At 71.6% G+C, this 20,018-nt stretch carries 17 protein-coding genes, 1 pseudogene and 1 riboswitch; of the genes and pseudogenes, 8 read left to right on the top strand and 10 right to left on the bottom strand.

Translation table 11 applies throughout. The annotated features are described in order from the left end of the window. The 3 genes from SSOG_RS15535 to def all read left to right on the top strand — a co-directional run. The coding region (locus tag SSOG_RS15535; protein ID WP_039937681.1) for an HD-GYP domain-containing protein at nt 1-884 on the top strand (884 nt) is incomplete at its 5' end. A gap of 251 nt (nt 885-1,135) precedes the next feature. Further along, entirely contained in the window at nt 1,136-2,122 is a 987-nt protein-coding gene (locus SSOG_RS15530; RefSeq protein WP_009715177.1) for a tetratricopeptide repeat protein, read from the top strand. Nucleotides 2,123-2,217: 95 nt separating this feature from the next. Then, a complete protein-coding gene (gene def, locus SSOG_RS15525) occupies nt 2,218-2,850 on the top strand; it encodes a peptide deformylase (protein WP_039937680.1) in 633 nt (210 codons plus the stop codon). Nucleotides 2,851-2,911: 61 nt separating this feature from the next. Here the strand turns inward: def and SSOG_RS15520 are convergent, their stop codons facing one another. The 3 genes from SSOG_RS15520 to SSOG_RS15510 all read right to left on the bottom strand — a co-directional run bounded on the left by SSOG_RS15520 (nt 2,912) and on the right by SSOG_RS15510 (nt 8,209). After that, nucleotides 2,912-3,943 carry a ribonucleotide-diphosphate reductase subunit beta gene (locus SSOG_RS15520; protein ID WP_009715175.1) on the bottom strand — a complete coding sequence of 344 codons (1,032 nt, stop codon included), beginning with the start codon at nt 3,941-3,943 and terminating at the stop codon, nt 2,912-2,914. Between the two features lie 17 nt (nt 3,944-3,960). Next, nucleotides 3,961-6,375, bottom strand: coding sequence for a ribonucleoside-diphosphate reductase subunit alpha (locus tag SSOG_RS15515; RefSeq protein ID WP_009715174.1), 2,415 nt, complete (start codon nt 6,373-6,375; stop codon nt 3,961-3,963). Nucleotides 6,376-6,502: 127 nt separating this feature from the next. Beyond that, nucleotides 6,503-6,625, bottom strand: a riboswitch (cobalamin riboswitch). Between the two features lie 114 nt (nt 6,626-6,739). After that, entirely contained in the window at nt 6,740-8,209 is a 1,470-nt protein-coding gene (locus SSOG_RS15510; RefSeq protein WP_009715173.1) for an FGGY-family carbohydrate kinase, read from the bottom strand. A gap of 114 nt (nt 8,210-8,323) precedes the next feature. Here SSOG_RS15510 and SSOG_RS15505 point away from each other — a divergent pair, with 114 nt between their 5' ends. The 3 genes from SSOG_RS15505 to SSOG_RS15495 are packed head-to-tail and all read left to right on the top strand — an operon-like array spanning nt 8,324 to nt 11,336. After that, nucleotides 8,324-9,016 carry a histidine phosphatase family protein gene (locus SSOG_RS15505; protein ID WP_078510321.1) on the top strand — a complete coding sequence of 231 codons (693 nt, stop codon included), beginning with the start codon at nt 8,324-8,326 and terminating at the stop codon, nt 9,014-9,016. Further along, nucleotides 9,013-9,792 carry a DeoR/GlpR family DNA-binding transcription regulator gene (locus tag SSOG_RS15500; RefSeq protein ID WP_009715171.1) on the top strand — a complete coding sequence of 260 codons (780 nt, stop codon included), beginning with the start codon at nt 9,013-9,015 and terminating at the stop codon, nt 9,790-9,792. Before SSOG_RS15505 ends, SSOG_RS15500 begins: the two co-directional genes overlap by 4 nt. 47 nt (nt 9,793-9,839) lie before the next feature. Beyond that, a complete protein-coding gene (locus SSOG_RS15495) occupies nt 9,840-11,336 on the top strand; it encodes an FGGY-family carbohydrate kinase (RefSeq protein WP_009715170.1) in 1,497 nt (498 codons plus the stop codon). Between the two features lie 35 nt (nt 11,337-11,371). Here SSOG_RS15495 and SSOG_RS48450 read toward each other — a convergent pair. The 3 genes and pseudogenes from SSOG_RS48450 to SSOG_RS15490 all read right to left on the bottom strand — a co-directional run. Beyond that, nucleotides 11,372-11,851: pseudogene (locus SSOG_RS48450) on the bottom strand (GNAT family N-acetyltransferase); the annotation flags it as partial. A gap of 38 nt (nt 11,852-11,889) precedes the next feature. Continuing rightward, nucleotides 11,890-12,048, bottom strand: coding sequence for a DUF7196 family protein (locus SSOG_RS53575; protein WP_167542491.1), 159 nt, complete (start codon nt 12,046-12,048; stop codon nt 11,890-11,892). Between the two features lie 15 nt (nt 12,049-12,063). Then, nucleotides 12,064-12,351 carry a hypothetical protein gene (locus SSOG_RS15490; protein ID WP_009715168.1) on the bottom strand — a complete coding sequence of 96 codons (288 nt, stop codon included), beginning with the start codon at nt 12,349-12,351 and terminating at the stop codon, nt 12,064-12,066. A gap of 401 nt (nt 12,352-12,752) precedes the next feature. Between SSOG_RS15490 and SSOG_RS15485 the strand changes: the two genes are divergently transcribed. Then, entirely contained in the window at nt 12,753-13,646 is an 894-nt protein-coding gene (locus SSOG_RS15485; protein WP_009715167.1) for an IPT/TIG domain-containing protein, read from the top strand. A gap of 72 nt (nt 13,647-13,718) precedes the next feature. Here SSOG_RS15485 and phsA read toward each other — a convergent pair whose 3' ends face one another. The 4 genes from phsA to SSOG_RS15465 form a co-directional block, all read right to left on the bottom strand. Next, nucleotides 13,719-15,569: an O-aminophenol oxidase PhsA gene (phsA, locus tag SSOG_RS15480; RefSeq protein ID WP_009715166.1), complete on the bottom strand. Its 1,851-nt coding sequence runs from the start codon at nt 15,567-15,569 to the stop codon at nt 13,719-13,721. Nucleotides 15,570-15,842: 273 nt separating this feature from the next. Continuing rightward, complete coding sequence (mctP, locus tag SSOG_RS15475) at nt 15,843-17,477, bottom strand: monocarboxylate uptake permease MctP (protein WP_039937677.1); 1,635 nt, start codon at nt 17,475-17,477, stop codon at nt 15,843-15,845. Beyond that, on the bottom strand, nt 17,474-17,728 hold the full coding sequence (locus SSOG_RS15470; protein WP_009715164.1) for a DUF3311 domain-containing protein: 255 nt from the start codon (nt 17,726-17,728) through the stop codon (nt 17,474-17,476). The genes mctP and SSOG_RS15470 overlap by 4 nt, the downstream gene beginning before the upstream one ends. 164 nt (nt 17,729-17,892) lie before the next feature. Next, nucleotides 17,893-18,666: a GntR family transcriptional regulator gene (locus SSOG_RS15465; RefSeq protein ID WP_009715163.1), complete on the bottom strand. Its 774-nt coding sequence runs from the start codon at nt 18,664-18,666 to the stop codon at nt 17,893-17,895. 355 nt (nt 18,667-19,021) lie between these two features. Here SSOG_RS15465 and SSOG_RS15460 point away from each other — a divergent pair. Beyond that, on the top strand, nt 19,022-20,018 hold a 997-nt coding region (locus SSOG_RS15460), incomplete at its 3' end, for a glycoside hydrolase family 3 protein (RefSeq protein ID WP_039937675.1).

Below are 20,018 nucleotides of genomic sequence, written 5' to 3'. Positions count from 1 at the left end.
TCGCGGCCACCTGCTTCCAACCGTTGCACCACACCGGCCGGTTGGCCGCCTGGCTGGGGCACGGCCCCGCCCTCGTCGGCTACTTGCTGGCCGTGCTGGCCCTGACCGCGCTGTGCGACGCGGTGCTCGCGGCCGCCCTGGCCCGCGCCCGCACCGGCTGGCCGTACGGACCGCTGCTGCGCGACGAGCTGCGGGCGCTGACCGGAATAGGGTCGGCGATCTGCGCGACCGGGGTGGTGATGGCGCTCACGGTGGCCGTCACCGGGCTGTGGGCGCTGCCGGTGCTGGCGCTGCCGCCGCTGCTGATCCAGTACTCGTTCCGCCGCTACGCCGCGATCCGGGCCACCTGCCGGCAGACCATCGCCTCCCTGGCCCGCTCGACCGAGATCGCCGGGTACACCCCGGCAGGCCATGCCCGTAAAGTCGCCGGGCTCAGCCGGGCGGTCGGCCGTGAGCTGGGGCTTTCCGAGCCCGCCCTGACTGTGCTGGAATACGCGGCGCTGATGCACGACATCGGGCAGCTGTCCCTGGTGGACCCGGTTCCGGCCGGGGCGACCGAGCCGCTGGCCCGTGCCGAGCAACGGCGGATCGCGTTGCTGGGGGGTGCCGTGGTACGGCAGACAGGGGTGCCCGCGGAGGTCGCGGTGATCGTCGAACGGCAGGCGGACCCGTACCGCGAACAGCCCCTGTCCGCGCGTATCGTGCGCGCGGTGAACGCGTACACCGAGGCGGCGGGCGGCCCGGCGGCCGCGGGACCGGGGGGAGCGGCACCGCTGTGCGCCCTGGAGCGGCTGCGGCTGGCCACCGCGCGGGACTTCGATCCGGCGGTGGTGGAGGCGCTGGCGACGGTGCTGTCCCGCCCGGCGTACGACCGCCCACGGTGAGGAACCCGGTGACGAATGTGGAACTCGCCGGTAATGAGCGGGTCTCCCAAGAGGCATGGTTGGATGCGAGAGAGGGGTGTCGGGCCGATGGCCGGTGGCAAGGAGGTGTGGTGGGCATCGTCTCCCGGCCGAAGGGTGAGGGGCTGGGCTGAGATGTCCGCGGATGTGTGGCAGGTTGTCTTCCAGGGAGGGCGACACCGTCCGCGCAAGGCTCTGGTACGGGACTACTTCGATACCGGCAGGCGGGAATCGTGAAGATCTTCGGCAAGGTACGGCACCGGCCGTCCGCCTCATGGCGGCAGGCCACGGACCGTGCGTTCACGCTCATCGGCGACGGCCGGTACGAGGACGCGGGAGCGCTGCTGACCCGCGCCGCCGACCTGGAGCCGTGGCTGTCGGAGTCCTGGTTCAACCTCGCGCTGCTGCACAAGTTCCGGCACGACTGGGAGCAGGCCCGGGCCGCCGGGCTGCGCGCCGTCGCCCTGCTGGACCGCGAGACGGGCGCTCCCGACTGGTGGAACGTGGGCATCGCGGCGACCGCCCTCCAGGACTGGCCGCTGGCCCGCCGTGCCTGGCAGGCGTACGGGCTGAAGGTGCCCGGGGAGGCGTCCGCTTCCGGTGAGCCGCTCGGCATGGAGCTGGGCAGCGCGGCGGTGCGGCTGTCGCCCGAGGGCGAGGCCGAGGTGGTCTGGGGCCGTCGGCTGGACCCGGCCCGGATCGAGGTGCTGTCGATCCCGCTGCCGTCCTCCGGGCGGCGCTGGGGCGAGGTCGTGCTGCACGACGGCGTTCCGCACGGTGAGCGCGTGACCGCCGCGGGCCCGGCCTACCCCGTCTTCGACGAGATCGAGCTGTGGGCGCCGTCCCCGGTGCCGACCTGGGTGGTGCTGCTGGAGGCGGCCACCGAGGCCGACCGGGACGCCCTGGAGCGGCTGGCGGCCGACGCGGGCTTCGCCGCCGAGGACTGGTCGTCCTCGGTGCGGCTGCTGTGCCGTTCCTGTTCGGAGAGCCGGATGCCCAGCGACGAGGGCGAGGGCGAGCACCTGGACCCGCACGACCACAGTGAGCCGGGCCACCCCGGTCCGCTGGGGCACCGCACGGCGGGCTCGGGCTCGCTGTGGGTCGCCGAGCGCGAATGCGGGATCGCCGCCCCCAGCGGGCTGGTGCGGGGGCTGCTGGACGGCTGGGTCGCCGACAGCCCGGACACCCGGGAGTGGCGGGACCTGGAAGAGGTCTGCTGAATGCCCGGAAAGGGCCACTGATCCCCTGGCCTCACCTGCGGGCCGTACCCTGTAGGGCGACGCATCAGGGTTTGAAGGAAGGCGTACGGCGGACGATGTCGCAGCAAGGGACCACGAAGCAGCAGGCGGACGACGAGTTCGTCGTGGACACGGAGGACTGCGAGGAGCGCGAGCAGGCGTACCGCGAGCGCGGCACCGCCCGCCCGATCACCGTCGTCGGGAACCCGGTGCTCCACAAGGAGTGCCAGGACGTCACCGAGTTCGACGACGAGCTGGCGGCGCTGATCGACGACATGTTCGCCAGCCAGCGGGCGGCGGAGGGCGTGGGCCTGGCCGCCAACCAGATCGGCGTCGACCGCAAGGTCTTCGTCTACGACTGCCTGGACGACGAGGGCGTACGCCACGTCGGCGTGGTCTGCAACCCGGTCCTGGAGGAGCTGCCCGCCGACCGCCGCGTCCTGGACGACTCCAACGAGGGCTGCCTGTCGGTCCCCACCGCCTACTGCGAGCTGGCCCGCCCGGACTACGCGGTGGTGCGCGGCCAGGACGCCGAGGGCAACCCCATCACCGTGCGCGGCACCGGCTACTTCGCCCGCTGCCTCCAGCACGAGACCGACCACCTCTACGGCTACCTCTACATCGACCGCCTCTCCAAGCGCGACCGCAAGGACGTCCTCCGGCAGATGGCCGAGGGCACCGCCCGCTACGAGACGGTGCCGAACGACTGAGCGTGCCGCCATGCCACAGGGCCGGACCCCGAGGGGTCCGGCCCTGTGGTGCGGGTGAGGCTCAGAAGTCGTCGTCGAAGGAGACCGAGCCCTCGACCGCCACCTGGTAGGCCGAGGCGCGGCGTTCGAAGAAGTTGGTCAGCTCCTGGACGTCCTGGAGCTCCATGAAGGAGAACGGGTTCTCCGAGCCGAAGACCGCGGGGAAGCCGAGGCGGGCCAGGCGCTGGTCGGCGACGCACTCCAGGTAGGCGCGCATCGATTCGGTGTTCATGCCCGGCAGGCCGTCGCCGCACAGGTCGTGGGCGAACTGGAGCTCCGCCTCGACGGCTTCCTTCAGCATGTCGGTGACCTGGCGCTCCAGATCGTCGTCGAAGAGGTCGGGCTCCTCCTCGCGGACGGTGTCCACGACGGAGAAGGCGAACTCCATGTGCATGGACTCGTCGCGGAACACCCAGTTGGTGCCGGTCGCGAGGCCGTGCAGGAGACCGCGCGAGCGGAACCAGTAGACGTAGGCGAAGGCGCCGTAGAAGAAGAGGCCCTCGATGCAGGCCGCGAAGCAGATCAGGTTGAGCAGGAAGCGGCGGCGGTCGGCCTTGGACTCCAGGCGGTCGATCTTCTCCACCGAGTCCATCCAGCGGAAGCAGAATTCCGCCTTCTCCCGGATGGAGGGGATGTTCTCGACCGCCGCGAAGGACGCCGCCCGGTCGTCCGGGTCGGGCAGGTAGGTGTCCAGCAGGGTCAGATAGAACTGGACGTGCACGGCCTCCTCGAAGAGCTGCCGCGACAGGTACAGCCGCGCTTCGGGGGAGTTGATGTGCTTGTAGAGCGTCAGCACCAGGTTGTTGGACACGATCGAGTCGCCGGTCGCGAAGAACGCCACCAGTCGGCTGATCATGTGCTGCTCACCGGGGGAGAGCTTGGCGAGGTCGGCGACGTCCGAGTGGAGGTCGACCTCTTCCACGGTCCAGGTGTTCTTGATCGCGTCCCGGTAGCGGTCGTAGAACTGCGGGTACCGCATCGGCCGCAGGGTCAGCTCGAAGCCCGGGTCGAGCAGGTTCTTGGCGTGATCCGTCGCGGTGTTCGCGGTGGTCATCTCGGATGCGGTGGGCATTACTGGCAGGCCTCGCAGGACTCGGGGTTTTCCAGGGAGCAGGCGACCGCGTCGGCCTCGTCGGGCGTCTGCTGGGCGGGGACGGGAGCGGGGACCGGGGTGGTGGCCGTGGCGGCACCACCGCGGGCGCTCTGGGCGATCCGGGTCGCCGGGCGGGAGCGCAGGTAGTACGTGGTCTTGATGCCGCGCTTCCAGGCGTACGCGTACATCGAGCTGAGCTTGCCGATGGTCGGCGCCGCCATGAAGAGGTTCAGCGACTGGCTCTGGTCGAGGTACGGGGTGCGGGCCGCCGCCATGTCGATCAGGGCGCGCTGCGGGATCTCCCACGCGGTGCGGTACAGGTCGCGGACGTCCTGAGGAACCCAGGAGAGGTCCTGGACCGAGCCGTTGGCCTCGCGCAGCGCGTCACGGGTCTGGGTGTCCCAGACGCCGAGCTTCTTCAGGTCGTTCACCAGGTAGTTGTTGACCTGGAGGAACTCACCGCTGAGGGTTTCGCGCTTGAAGAGGTTGGAGACCTGCGGCTCGATGCACTCGTACACGCCCGCGATGGACGCGATGGTGGCGGTCGGCGCGATGGCCAGCAGCAGCGAGTTGCGCATGCCGGTGGTCGCCATCCGGGTGCGCAGCGCCTCCCAGCGCTCGGGCCAGGCGGCCTGCGCGCCGGTGTAGTGGTCCGGGTGGAGCACACCGCGCGCGGTGCGGGTCTCGGCCCAGGCCGGGTGCGGGCCGTGGCGCTCGGCGAGGTCGCAGGACGCCTCGTACGCGGCGAGCATGATGCGCTCGGAGATCCGGGTGGAGAGCGCCTGCGCCTCGGGTGAGTCGAACGGCAGCCGCAGCCGGAAGAAGACGTCCTGGAGGCCCATCAGGCCGAGCCCCACCGGCCGCCAGCGGGAGTTGGAGGCCCCGGCCTCTTCCGTGGGGTAGAAGTTGATGTCCACCACGCGGTCGAGGAAGGTCACGGCGGTGCGGACGGTGCGGTCCAGCCGCTCCCAGTCCATCTCGCCGTCCTCGCCCAGGTGGGCGGACAGATTGACCGAGCCGAGGTTGCAGACGGCGGTCTCGCCGTCGTCGGTGACCTCGAGGATCTCGGTGCACAGGTTGGAGGAGTGGACGACCCGGCCCGCCTCGGCGGTCTGGTTGGCGGTGCGGTTGGCGGCGTCCTTGAACGTCATCCAGCCGTTGCCGGTCTGCGCGAGGGTGCGCATCATCCGGGAGTACAGCTGGCGCGCGGGGACCTGCTTGAGCGCCCGTCCCTCGGCCTCGGCCTTGCGGTACGCGGCGTCGAACTCCTCGCCCCACAGGTCGACCAGCTCGGGCGCGTCCACGGGCGAGAACAGCGACCAGTCGCCGTCGGCCTCGACCCGGCGCATGAACTCGTCGGGGATCCAGTGCGCGACGTTGAGGTTGTGGGTGCGGCGGGCCTCTTCGCCCGTGTTGTCCCGCAGCTCCAGGAACTCCTCGATGTCCGCGTGCCAGGTCTCCAGGTAGACGCAGGCCGCGCCCTTGCGCCGGCCGCCCTGGTTGACGGCGGCCACCGAGGCGTCGAGCGTGCGCAGGAACGGCACGATGCCGTTGGAGTGCCCGTTGGTGCCGCGGATCAGCGAACCGCGGGCGCGGATGCGGGAGTACGAAAGACCGATGCCGCCCGCGTGCTTCGAGAGGCGTGCCACCTGGTGGTAGCGGTTGTAGATCGAGTCCAGCTCGTCCAGCGGCGAGTCCAGCAGATAGCAGGAGGACATCTGCGGGTGCCGGGTGCCGGAGTTGAACAGCGTGGGGGAGCTGGGCAGGTACGACAGCGTGCTGGTCATCCGGTACAGCTCGGCGACGTCGTCCAGCGCCCGCTCGGACAGGTCCTCGGCGAGCCCGCAGGCCACCCGCAGCAGGAAGTGCTGCGGGGTCTCGATCACCTGACGGGTGATCGGGTGGCGGAGCAGATAGCGGCTGTGCAGGGTGCGCAGCCCGAAGTAGCCGAAGCGGTCGTCGGCGCCGTCGGCCAGCGCCCGGTCGACCAGCGCGTCCAGCCGGGCGGTGTGGGCCGTCACGAACTCGGCGGTGGAGTCGGCGATCAGGCCCTCGCGGTGGCCCACGGCGACGGACGCGGAGAAGGAGTCCGCGCCCTGCCCGGCCGCCTCGTCGGCGATCGCGCGGGTCAGCAGCCGCGCGGCGAGCTTGGAGTACTCCGGCTCCTCGCCGATGAGTCCGGCCGCCGCCTCGGTCGCCAGGGAGCGCAACTCCGCCTCGTCCGAACCGGGATGGCGGCCGCGCAGGGCGGCGGCCGCGACCTTGCCGGGGTCGGTGGCGGGCAGATCGGCGGTGAGCCCGGTGAGGGTCCGCAGCAGGGCGGTCCCGGGCGCGTCGGCCGCTGCCTGAGTCTCCGCTGCCTCTGAAACCGGGTCGGCGGGCGCGATGGTCACTGAAGTGTTCTCCCTCGCTCGGCTGGGGGCCTGCGAGGGCAGTGCACGATGGCCGCTCACGGGCATGCCGATTCCGCTTCACGGCACACCACGCAGCGTCCATCGGCCCAACCCGCGAGGCCCGGACGTATGCAGACGGCCGTCGGCAGGTCATCGGACTCACGGGTACGCAAAAGCGCACACGTACACCGTTGCGGGACAGTTCCGGATTCGCACCGGATTCCCCTGCGGCGACAGCGAGCACGAGCATACATCTTGTGTCGCGCTGCGCACGCGCCCCCAGATGTTGTGTCGTCAGCTGGGTGGATTCGTATAGATGTGCTAGTCGCGTCGGGCTTTGGCCGCGCCGGAATCCCAGGGAAAACTAGCTCGCCGGACCGCTCGTCCGCCATTCGTCCAGGGCACGGGCGAGGCGGTCGCGGTAGCCCGCGTAGCCGTCCTCGTAGGCGCCGCGAAGCTCGCTCCGCGGTTCGACCGTACGGGACGCGGAGCGCCACCGGGACGCGTCCACGGGGTCGCCGAGCGACCGCCACGCGACCGCGACAGCGCCCCGCGCGCCGACCTCCGGCTCGTCCGGAATGACCACCGGGCGGCCGATGACATTCGCGAAAATCTCCGTCCAGGCGGCGGAACGTACCCCTCCGCCGCACAGCGCGAGCCGTCCCGAGAGCCCGGCAGCCTCCAGGCAGTGGCGGGCCGCGTAGGCGATGGCCTCGCATACGGCCCGTACGGTGTCGGCGCGGGTGGTGGAGAGGGTGAGACCATCCAACCGCCCCTGGGCGGCGGGCTCGACGAACGGGGCGCGCTCCCCGGCGCCGGACAGGAAGGGCAGCGCGGTCACGCCGTTCGCTCCGGGCGGACTCGCGCCCAGCAGGGCGTCCAGTCCGGCGGTGGTCGTGCCTGTGAGATCGAGCACCCACTCCAGGGCGGCCGTGCCGACCATCGCGGGCATCGCGCGCAGCCAGCGCTCCGGGTCGGGGGTGCACAGCCACATTCCGGCCGGATCGGCCGAAGCGTCCACCGCAGCGCGGTCGGTGAGCACCTGGCAGGCCAGCGTGGTGCCGACGATGAGCAGCCCGTCGCCCACGTCCCGCACTCCGCTGCCGATGGCGCACGCCGGAAGGTCGTACGGACCGGAGACCACGGGCAGTCCGGGCGGCAGCCCGGTCAGCCGGGCCCCCTCGTCGTCCAGCGCGAGGACGGCGCCGGGCGCGGCGGGTTCCGGCAGCAGCCGGGCGTAGCCGGACAGCCCGCAGCGCTCCAGGGCGTCCGGCACATACGTACGGGTGGTGACGTTGAGGAACGGCAGGGACGCGTCGGAGGCGTCCACGGTGATGGCACCGGTCAGCCGCTGGGCCACCGCGTCCACGCAGTACCCCGCGACCGCCGCCAGCTCCAGCGCCCCCGGTTCGTGCTCGGCCAGCCAGTGCAGCAGCGGGGCGTGGCAGCCGGGGAACAGCCCGGAGCCGGTGAGCGCGTAGAGGGCGGTGAGCGTGCCGTCGGCGCGCCAGCGGGCGATGGTCTCGCCGCCCCGGCCGTCCAGCCAGGAGATCGGCGGGCGCACCGCCCGGCCCGCCTCGTCGCGCAGCCACAGTCCGTCGCCCTGGCCGGTGAGCGCGAGCGCGGCGGGCGGCCCTGGGAGCGCCGCGGCCACCTCGCGCACCACCTCGGCGACCGTGCGCAGCACGTCCTCAAGATCCTGTTCGACCCGGCCGCCGGGCAGGCGGTCCAGTCGGCTGGGGCGGGCCGCGGAGGCGTGCACGACCCCATCGCGGTCGAAGGCCACGGCCTTGGTGACGGAAGTGCCGACATCCACTCCGATGATCATGCGCATGCCCTGCTTCCCTCCGGAACCTCGGCGCTCCATCACATGAGCGATGCTAGATTTAACACCAGAGACGTGATCAGGCAATGGCTCAGGCCATGGTTGACGCATGGGAGACCCCGGATGACCGCCCGACTGCTGCTCGTACGCCACGGGGAGACCGTGTGGCACGCGGAGAACCGGTACGCCGGAACCTCGGACATCGCGCTGACCGAGCGCGGCCACCGGCAGGCGCGGGCCCTCGCCCACTGGGCGCGGGGCCGTGGGATCGACGCGGTGGCCTGCTCCCCGCTGAGCCGGGCGCGGCGCACCGCCGAACCGGCCGCCACCGCGCTGTCCCTGGTCCCCGAAGTGGTCGAGGACCTGCGCGAGATGGACTTCGGCTGGGGCGAGGGCCGCACCCTTGCCGAGATGGAGGCGGAGGATCCGGCGGCCGTCCGGGCGTTCCGCGACGACCCCGAGACCGGCGCCTTCCCCGGCTCGGAGCGCCCCGGTGAGGCCGCGGCCCGCGCCGTCGCCGCCCTGCGCCGGCTCGCCGCCGCGCATCCGGACCGCACGGTGCTCGTCGTGGCGCACAACAGCCTGCTGCGGACCGCGCTGTGCACCCTGCTCGGCATCCCCGTCGGCCGTTACCGCACGGTCTTCCCCCGGCTGGACAACGCGGCGGTGACCGAGATCGGCGTCGACGGCGACCGCACGGCGCTGCGCTCCCTGAACGTCCCCACGGAGACTGTGTCCACCGCCAACGTGCCCGCCGCGAACGTGCCTACCGACACCGTGCCCACCGACGGCGCTACGGGAGGATCCCGCCCATGACCACGGTCCGCTCCCAGGACGCCCGCAGACAGACCATCACCGAATACGTCCTCGCGCACTCCACCGCCACCGCGGCGGAGCTGGCCGACCTCACCGGCGTCAGCCTGATGACCGTCCACCGGGATCTGGACGAGCTGGCCCGGCTCGGGGTGCTGCGCAAGTTCCGGGGCGGGGTCTCGGCCCTGCCCTCGTCGGTCTTCGAGTCCAGCCTCGCCTACCGGATGGGCGCCCACCGGGCCGAGAAGGAGGCGGTGGCCGCCACCGCCGCGGAGCTGGTCGAGCCCGGGATGTCGCTGATGCTGGACGACTCCACGACCGTCCTGGCGCTCGCCCGACTGCTGGTGGAGTCCGCCCCGCTGACCGTGGTGACCAATGCCCGGCGGGTGATCGAGGTCTTCGCCGGGGTGCCGCGGATCCGGCTGATCGGGCTCGGCGGGCAGTACTCGCACACCCATGACTCCTTCCTCGGCGTGCCGTGCGCGGAGGCGATCGCGGCGGTCTCGGTGGACCTGGCGCTGGTCAGCACCTCGGCCATGGACGCGGCGACCACGTACCACCAGGAGCAGGACGTGGTGTTGGTGAAGCGCGCCATGCTCGCCTCCGCGGCCCGCACGGCGCTGCTGATGGACGCGTCCAAGACGCGGCGCACGGCGCTGCACCGGCTGTGCCCGCTGGCCGACTTCGACCATCTGGTGGTGGACGGCGCGGCGGACGCCCGGCTGATCGGGGAGTGGCGGGAGCGTACCGATGTGAGGATCGCCCCCGGCCCTTCTTAACATCACCAGTGTTAACTTAACTCCACGTGTGAGGGGCGTGATCTGTGATGTCCGACCGGGCCGAGGTCGTCGCGGGGATCGACATCGCCACGGCGGCCGTGCGGGTGGTGTGCGCCGACGCCCACGGGCGCGTACGGGCGCGGGGCAGCGCGCAACTCCCGCCCCCACGCCGGGGCGCGGGCGGACGCAGCGAACAGGACGCCACGGCCTGGTGGCCCGCCGTCGCGGCGGCCCTGCGCCAGGCCACCGAGGCCCTTCCGGCGGGCGGCCGGGAGGTCGTGGCGGTGGCCGTCGCCGCCACCTCCGGCACGATCGTCCTCGCGGACGGCCGGGGCGAACCCCTCGGCCCCGCCCTGATGTACGACGACCGCCGCGCCGCCGGGCTCAACGCCCGCGCCCAGGAGGCGGGCGCCCCGCGCTGGCGAACCCTGGGCCTGTCGGTCGCCCCGACCGCCGCCCTCGGCCGCATCGCCTGGCTGGCGGGCGCGGAGGGGCATGCGGATGCCCTTGGGCACCGGGCCCATGGGGAGCGACATGTCGCCCATGAGGCCGTCCGGCACGTGTTCCACACCCCCGACCTCATCGGGTGGCGGCTCACCGGCGGGCCCGTCGCCACCGACTGGTCGCATGCGCTCAAGAGCGGCTACGACGCCCGCGCCGGGGAGTGGCCGGACGAGGTCTTCGACGCGCTCGGCGTACCGGCCCGGTGGCTGCCGTCCGTCCGGGCACCGGCTTCGCCGATCGGCACGGTGTGCGCGGAGGCCGCCGCGGAGACCGGGCTGCCGCCCGGGTGCGCGGTCCGTCTCGGTATGACCGACGGCTGCGCCGGACAACTCGCCACCGGGGCCGTGCGGCCCGGGCAGTTCGTGGGCATCCTCGGCACCACGTACGTCCTCAAGGGCGTCACCCGCGACCTGGTCGCCGACCCGTCCGGCGCGCTCTACAGCCACCGCCACCCTGACGGCTGGTGGCTGCCGGGCGGCGCCTCCAGCACCGGTGGCGAGGCCCTGGCGCACGTTCCCCCCGGCCAACTGCCCGCGCTCGACCGCGCCGCCGCGGACCGCGGCCCGGCCTCGGTGGTCGCGTATCCGCTGCGCCGCGAGGGTGAGCGCTTCCCGTTCGTCAGCGGCGCCGCCCGGGGCTTCGTCCTCGGCACTCCGGCCGACGACGCCGACCGGCACCGCGCCACGCTGGAGGGCGTGGCCTTCCTGGAGCGCCTCGCGCTGGAGCGGGTGGCGGAGCTGGGCGTGGCGGTGGAGGGCCCGCTGTGGGCCGCGGGCGGCGGCAGCCGCAGCCCGCTGTGGACCCGGATCCGCACCACCGTCCTCGGCCGCCCGCTGCGCGTCGCCGATCATGCCGAAACGGCCTTCGGTGCCGCCCTGCTGGCCGCCTCCGGAACCCTCCACGCGGACCTCACGGCGAGCGCCGCCGCGATGGTCCGCCCCGGCCGGGACGTCGTACCGGACGCGCGCGAGCACGCCGCCCTCGACGCCTCGTACGCCGCGTTCACCGCGGCCCTGCGTGAGCGTGGCTGGCTACGGTGACGTGAGCGGTCATATGTCCACGGTGAATGACCGCCCCACAGGGTGATCCCGGGGATCGGCTCCCAGTCCCGCTCCGGCGCGCGCCGGAACCCCAGCCGCTCATAGAGCCGGTGGGCGGTGGTCATCCTGGGGTGGGTGGAAAGGACCATGCCCCCGAGCCCCAGCTCCCGCGTCCGGTCCATACAGGCCCGCACCAGCGCCTCGGCCGCCCCGCGCCGCCGCGCCTCGGGCCGCACCGCGAGCATCCGGAACTCGGCCTCGTCCGGACCGGCCAGCTCCGCGTACGGCCCGCCATGGACGGCGAACGCCAGCGCGCCCAGCACCGCGTCGCTCTCCGCGTCCGCCGCGACCAGCACCTCCGACCCCGCGGCCCGCTTCCGCGCGTCGCGCAGGTCCTCGATGTACGGGTCCTCGGCCCCGAAGTCCAGCAGCCCGTCCCCGATGTACACGGCCGCGGTGAACTCCCCGACCTCGTCCAGTTCCTCGTCCCGCGCGCGTCTGATCGTGACATCCATGTCCCGCAGTCTGCCGGATGGCACCGACAGCCGGGCCCTCACTGGGTGACGGTGCTGATCACTCCGGTGGAACCGGCGCGCTTGTTGGCCGCCTCGGCTTCCTGGTAGGTGACGTAGCGGCGGACCGTGCCGTCCGGCAGCGTCAACTGGTAGAGGACAACGGGTTGGGGTGTTCTTCCACCACAGTTGCAGCCCATGGGTGCGTTTTCCTTTCAGTCGAGCCACCGCGATGCCACACCGGCGAGATAGGAAAGCGTCAGGGCGGTGGCCGGGATCTGGAACCACGCGGTGGTGTCCAGTGAGAAGGCGTATGCGGCGGTGGCGCCGCCCACCCACGTGCTCGTACACCAGCCGCAGTTGACCAGATAGGTGACCGGAGAGTCGTCACCGAAGCGGTCGGCGATCCACATCCGGAAGCCCGCCGCCAGGGTGTCCTTGGTGATGAAGCGGGTGATACGGCAGGTGGTGCCGAGGGCGAGAAGGAACGCTGCAAGGCTCATCGGATCGTTCCCTACCGGTTCGATCTACCGGTTCGATCGATGTCATTTATTACAAGCGCGACGGGCCCCAACAGGCGATACTCCGTCGGCGAATTCCCCCGAATAGCCGAGCGTTCGTCATATAAATATGCCACTGTGCGAGCTTGCGTGCGCCAAACGAGTGATGGCTGTTCTGAAGTCTTGAGCGACACGGACGGGCGTGGATAACTGGAAAACGTGGCATCGAGGCTGCCCCATACCTCGTCAGCCATTCAGGAGCCGGGATTTCGCCCCGTTGCTCCCGCCTCATCCGTGCACCGCTCCTGCGCCCTGCTCGGCGGCCCACCAGCTTTCCGTTTCTCCGCTGTCGGCCTGCGTGCGCCCAGTGCACCTCATCTGACCCTTCCCTGGGAGGACCGACCATGACCTCGACCGCTCTCGTGTCCGCCGCCGCACCCACCGCGGGCTACTGGCCCCCGACCGGCCCGCCGCTGCTGGTGTCCGTGGTGCCCAACTCCGGCCCCACCACCGGCGGGAACCTCGTCCAGCTGACCGGGACGAACCTGCGCAACGTCATCAGCGTGACCTTCGGCGGCGTCCCCGCCACCATCGTCAGCCAGCCCACCGACTGGGGCGGCGGCTGGGGTGGCGGTTGGGGCGGTGGCTGGGGCGGCGGCTGGCCGGGATCCACCGACGTCGTCGTGGTGATCGCTCCGCCGCACGCGGCCGGGTCCGTCCAGGTCCTCGTCACCACCACCGGCGGCACCAGCAACAGCCAGCCGTACACCTACGTAGCGCCGCCCCCGCCCACCGCCACCTCCATCACCCCGGCCGTGGGCCCGACCACCGGCGGCACCGTGTTCGTGATCAACGGCACCAACCTGAACACGGTCACCGGCATCACCTTCGCCGGTATCCCCGGGACCATCGTGGCCGTGAACCCCGCCGGGACCCAGCTGGTCGGCATCACCCCGCCGGGCTCGGCCGGCACCGCGGCCGTGGTCCTCACCGGCCCCGGTGGCGCGGCCACCGTTCCGGGCGGGTTCACCTACTTCGTGGCTCCGCCCCCGCCGGTGCCCACCAACATCGTTCCCAACACCGGAACGACGGCCGGCGGTACGGCGTTCACCATCAACGGGACCAACCTCGGCGGCGTGCTGGCCGTGCTGTTCAACGGCGTTCCCGCCACCGGCGTGACCGCCACCGCCACCACGGTCACCGGCGTCACTCCGCCCGGAGTGGCCGGTACCGCGACCGTCACCCTGGTGACGGCCTTCGGAACCGCCACCGTCCCGGGCGGCTTCCTGTACGTGTGACACGTGTGAGCCGTACGGCACCGGCAGCCGGGGCGCCCCGGCTGCCGGTGCCGACGTGTGTGCCGACGTGTCCTAGGCGACGCCGTGGTGGCCGCCGCCCGGGCGGTGGTGGTCGAAGACGAGCACCTGGCCCGGGGTGACCAGGAACGGCCGCATCATGGCCATGTCCTCGTGCTCCAGGATGTGGCAGTGATACATGAAGCGGCCCGTCGCCCCGGTGTAGCGGCCGATGACGTTGACCATCTCGCCGCCCGCGACCTGGATGGTGTCCTTCCAGCCCCGCTCGCTCGGCAACACCTCCAGCTCGCCCGAGTACGCGACCGGCGCGCCCTCGCGCGTACCGCCCAGCGCCGGATCGAAGCCGTCCGCCGCGTAGGCCTGACGGCTCATCGCCTGGAAGCTGATCAGGTGGATGTGCATCGGATGGGTCGGGCCGCCCAGGTTGAGGAAGCTCCACTGCTCCCAGGAGTCCAGCTCGACGCTGAAGCCCATGGTGTCGTCGAAGGAGCGGGCGATCCGCCGGTACGTGACCGTCTCGCCCTTGTCGTTCCTGACCTGGATCACACCGTCCCCCGGGACCGTCACCTCGCCCGGCGCGACCTCCTGGAGCTCCCAGATCTCCGGGTGGCCGTTGCCGCCGACCGTGCCGGGCGGGGTGAGGGCGATGACCCGGTGTCCGTGCGACGGGGCGTTGGCATGGGTGAGCCGCTGGAAGGAGGAGAGCACCTTCGGCAGCACGAAGCGGTCGCGGACCCGCTCGCGGTCCACCCGGAACCGCATCACCTGCGGATACGGCACCCCCCTCGCCTCGTCGGCCTCGCCCGGGCGCTTCCCGGCCGGGGTGTTGACCAGACGCAGGTTGCGCCCCCGCAGCCGGGAGAAGTCGATCAGTAGGTCGAGCCGCTCGGAGGGGGCGATGGACACCGGGGCGTCGAGGTCCACCGGGCGGTCCAGCAGCCCGCCGTCGGTCCCGATCTGCTTGACCGCACCGGTCACCTGCTCACCGGTCTCCTCGTCGATCAGCGCCAGCCGGTAGAAGCGGGCGTTGGACGCATTGACCACCCGGAACCGGTACCAGCGCGCCTCGACGTCGAGGTACGGCCAGATCACCCCGTTGACCAGCGTGTAAGGACCGGAGAACGGCGTGGTGACGTTGCGCCCCTCGGGGTCCTTGCCGACGGTCTGCACCTTGTGCAGCAGCCGCCCGGTCAGCCGCCCGTCGGGGTCCGTGTCGAGGTTGCGGTCCATCAGCACCAGCGGCACCTCGTACTCGTCACGCGGCAGCCGCAGCGCGTCCTCCTCCTCGTCCCGGATGAGGTACATGCCCGCCAGGCCGGTGAACACGTTCCACCGGGTGATGTGCATGGCGTGGTCGTGGTACCACAGCGCCGTCGCGCGGCAGTCGTTCGGGTACTCGGAGAGCTGGGCGTCACCGGGCGCGACCGCGTTCTGCGCCCATCCGTCGTTGCCCGCGCCGGTCGGGGCGCCGTGCAGATGCGTCACCGACCACGGCGGCAGCTCCGCCACGCCCTTGACCTCCTCGGCGCCCGCCTCGTCGTGCCCCGGCGCGTTGCTCGCGGGCGGGGTGGCGACCGGCACCTCGTACGCGGTCACCGGATACGCGCCGGACAGCCGGTTCGTCCAGGCCACGCGGAGCCGCTGCTTGCGGCGCACCTCGATGGTGGGCCCGGGGAAGTGCCCCTCGTAGGCCCACACCCGGGTCGGCGGCAACTGTGAGTGCAACCGCACCCAGGTGGCGCGCAGATCGACGGTGATACCCCGCAGCGCCTCGTCCTTCCCCGGCCGCAGCCGGGGCGGTACGCGCAGGGCGTCCATGAAGGGCACGAGCCCCGCCGCCGGCGCGGCCGGGGCGGTCTGCGCCTCCGACTCCTCGGAATCGTTCTGGACAAGCGTGTCGGACATGGCCGAACCCCCGTTTGTGTCTCCCCCGTGCCACCGGTGGTCTCCGGCAGCACACTTCTCGCTTATTCAGACACGAGGGGGCGCACAACAGTTGCGAGGAAGGTGGCGGAATGCGCCATTCTGCGGAGGATTGGCCTGAACAATCTGGTGGAATTGGGGCGTCCGGTGCGTTCCCGGGGCCCGGCGGCCGCCGCCGGTCCGGTGTATTGAGCATGACGAACGGGCCGCCGCCTCCCGCGAGGGAGACGGCGGCCCGCTGACGCGCTGCCGGACTCAGTGGCCGCCGGGGGCGCCCGCCGTCGCCGGGGGCAGGTCGGCCTGGACGCCCGGGTCGCCCACGTCCGCCGTGTAGTCGGACGCGGAGGTCTCGTCCACACCGTCGGGAGCCTTCAGCGCCCGCAGGACGAACGTGAGCACCACGGTGACCACGACGTTGAGGGTGAAGGCGGTGAAGCCGATGTAGCCGATCTCGCCGATGCCCGGGATCTCGTCCGAGCTGCCGCCGAAGTGCTTCTGGGTGGGGCTGGCCACGCCGTACGCCGCGACCGTGCCGTAGACCATGCCGACGGCCCAGCCGCCGAGCAGCGCCCACCGGTGGAACCAGCGGGTGAACAGGCCGCCCACCATGGCCGGGAAGGTCTGGAGGATCCAGATGCCGCCCAGCAGCTGGAAGTTGATGGCGACGGTCTTGTCCATGGTCAGGACGAAGGCCAGCGCACCGACCTTCACCAGCAGCGAGACCAGCTTGGAGACCTTGGTCTCCTGCGCCGGGGTGGCGTCCGGCCGCAGGAAGTCCTTGTAGATGTTGCGGGTGAACAGGTTCGCCGCGGCGATGGACATGATGGCCGCCGGGACGAGGGCGCCGATGCCGATGGCGGCGAAGGCGACCCCCGCGAACCAGTCCGGGAACATGTTTTCGAAGAGCTGGGGGATGGCCAGCTGTCCGTTGTCCACCTTCACGCCCGCCGCGATCGCCATGAACCCGAGCAGCGCCAGCAGGCCGAGCATCAGCGAGTACAGCGGCAGGATGGTGGTGTTGCGGCGGATCACCTCGCGGCTCCGGCTGGAGAGCGTGGCGGTGATCGAGTGCGGATACATGAACAGCGCCAGCGCCGAGCCGAGGGCGAGCGTGGCGTAGGCCCATTGGCTCTTGTCGCCGCTCGCCAGTTCGCCCTTCGGCTTCCCGGTCGCCGGATTCTCCTGCGCCAGTGCGTGGCCCGCCTTGGCGAAGATGTCGTCGAAGCCGCCCAGCTTGATCGGGATGTAGATGATCGCCACCGCGATGACGATGTAGATCAGGGTGTCCTTGACGAACGCGATGAGCGCGGGGGCGCGCAGCCCGGAGGAGTAGGTGTACGCGGCGAGCACACCGAACGCGATCAGCAGCGGCAGGTCCTTGATGAACCAGTTGGTGTCCTCGCCGCCGCCCACGCCCATGACGTCCAGCACCGCCTGGATGCCGACGAGCTGGAGGGCGATGTACGGCATGGTGGCGAGGATGCCGGTGATCGCGACGGCCAGCGAGAGCCCCTTGGAGCCGAAGCGGCCGCGGACGAAGTCCGAGGTGGTGACGTATCCGTGCTTGTGGGACACCGACCACAGCCGGGGCAGGAAGGTGAAGATCAGCGGATACACCAGGATGGTGTACGGCACCGCGAAGAACCCGGCCGCGCCCGTCGCGTAGATGGCGGCCGGGACGGCGACGAAGGTGTACGCGGTGTACAGGTCGCCGCCGAGCAGGAACCAGGTGATCCAGGTGCCGAAGCTACGGCCGCCGAGCCCCCATTCGTCCAGGTTGTCGGCGTTCTCGGCGGCCCGCCAGCGGGCGGCGAGGAAGCCCATCACCGTGACGGCGAGGAAGAAGAAGATGAAGACGGCGAGCGCGACGCCGTTCACGCCGTCGTTCATGCGGAACCGCCTCCCTTGCGCGCCCGCTGCTCACGGCGGACCAGGAAGTACGCGGTCGACGTCAGCACGGCCGAGATGGGCACCCAGGCCATCTGGTACCAGTAGAAGAACGGGATGCCGATAAGGGTGGGCTCGACCTTCCCGTACGAGCCGACCCACAGCATCGCCACGAAGGGCGCGATGAGACAGAGCGCGGCCACGACACGCGAGGGCGTGACGACCGGTCTCCTGTCCGTGGACGTGTCTGACATGGCGGCGGGCTCCCGTCCCCTCGGCGCATCCGTGCTGATCATCGGCGCTGATCACCGGTGCTGATCATTTGTGCAGTGCGCAGGAATCTAAGCCCGTGGACCGGCAGTCGTCACTACCCGTCCGCATATCGGTATGAGAAAGAAGCGGAGTCCGGCGGCGTATGTCAGCCGTTCGGGCGCTGGAGCCGGGCCACGAACTTGTAGCGGTCGCCGCGGTAGACCGAACGCACCCACTCCACCGGCTCGCCCGCCGCGTCCAGCGAATGGCGCGAGAGCATCAGCATCGGCAGCCCGACGTCGGTGCCCAGCAGTCCGGCCTCGCGCGGGGTGGCCAGGGAGGTCTCGATGGTCTCCTCGGCCTCGGCCAGGTGTACGTCGTACACCTCGGCCAGGGCCGTGTAGAGCGACGTGTACTTGACCAGGCTGCGGCGCAGCGCGGGGAAGCGCTTGGCCGACAGGTGCGTGGTCTCGATCGCCATCGGCTCGCCGCTGGCCAGGCGCAGCCGCTCGATGCGCAGCACCCGGCCGCCGGTCGCGATGTCCAGCAGCGCCGAGAGCCGGTCGTCGGCGGTGACGTAGCCGATGTCCAGCAGCTGGGAGGTGGGTTCGAGGCCCTGGGCGCGCATGTCCTCGGTGTACGAGGTGAGTTGCAGGGCCTGGGAGACCTTGGGCTTGGCGACGAAGGTGCCCTTGCCCTGGATCCGCTCCAGCCGCCCCTCGACGACCAGTTCCTGGAGCGCCTGCCGCACGGTGGTGCGGGAGGTGTCGAACTCGGCGGCCAGGGTGCGCTCCGGGGGGACCGGGGTGCCGGGCGGCAGGGTCTCGGTCATCTCCAGCAAGTGCCGCTTGAGGCGGTAGTACTTCGGGACGCGCGCGGTGCGCGTCCCGCCGGAGCTGTTGCCGCTTTCGGCGGTGGCCGTCGTGGCCGTCGCCGCCATTGCCCCCTCGGTCTCCATCGCGCCCTTTCCGACGTCGGGTCTGCTGCCGTCACCGGCCTCTGATGATTCCGGCGGCTCACATCGTGGCACGCCCTGGGCCCGGGGTGGCTGCCCTGCCCGGATGTCGAGAGATGTCGGTCCGGTAACGGACCCGGAAGCGGCGTTGTCCACTCTTGACACCCCTATAGGTCGAGAGACACGCTCTGCATGAAGTGGTCTAAACCATTAAACCTCTCATTCGGCGATGTGGGGAGTAGGGCGCCGTGAAGAGTGACCCCATGGCGGCGACGGGTGTCGCGGCAACGCTGGTGTCGGTGCGCTCGCTTCCGGCGCGGCGAAGGGAAGATCCACGTCCATGACGACGCTCGCGCACGACTCGGCCACCCTCACCCGGAACGCCCTCACCGTCCTCCAGCCCGGCTTCACCGGCACCTCCGCCCCCGACTGGCTGCTGCGCCGCCTCGGCGAGGGGCTGGCCTCCGTCGGGCTGTTCGGCCGCAACATCGCCTCGCCCGAGCAGCTCGCCGCGCTCACCGCCCAGCTGCGCGCCGAACGGGACGACGTGTTGGTGGCGATCGACGAGGAGGGTGGCGACGTCACCCGTCTGGAGGTACGCGGCGGCTCCTCCTTTCCCGGCAATCTGGCCCTCGGCGCGGTCGACGACACCGGGCTGACCCATGCCGTCGCCCGCGAACTCGGCCGCCGGCTCGCCGCCTGCGGCGTCAACCTCAACTGGGCGCCGTCCGCCGACGTCAACTCCAACCCGGACAATCCGGTCATCGGTGTACGCTCCTTCGGCGCCACCCCCCAGCTCGTCGCCCGGCACACCGCCGCCTGGATCGAGGGGCTCCAGGGCGCCGGGGTCGCCGCCTGCACCAAGCACTTCCCCGGGCACGGCGACACCGCCGTCGACTCCCACCACGCCCTGCCGCGCATCGATGCCGACCCCGACACCCTGGCCGCCCGCGAACTGGTGCCCTTCCGGGCGGCCATCGCCGCCGGCACCAAGGCCGTGATGAGCGCGCACATCCTGCTGCCCGCGCTCGACCCGGACCTGCCCGCCACCCTCAGCCCCGCGGCCCTGCACGGACTGCTGCGCGCCCCGGTCGCCGACGGCGGGCTCGGCTTCGACGGCCTGATCGTCACCGACGGCATCGAGATGCGCGCCGTCGCCGACGCGTACGGCATCGAGCGGGGCAGCGTCCTGGCGATCGCCGCCGGTGCCGACGCGATCTGCGTCGGCGGCGGCCTCGCCGACGAGGACACCGTGCTGCGGCTGCGGGACGCGCTGGTCACGGCCGTGACGGACGGGCGGCTCCCCGAGGCGCGGCTGGCCGAGGCCGCGGCCCGGG

The organism is Streptomyces himastatinicus ATCC 53653, from assembly GCF_000158915.1.
GTDB lineage: Bacteria > Actinomycetota > Actinomycetes > Streptomycetales > Streptomycetaceae > Streptomyces > Streptomyces himastatinicus.
Note: the sequence above shows the minus strand (reverse complement) of the source record. Positions and strands in the feature narration are given on the sequence as shown.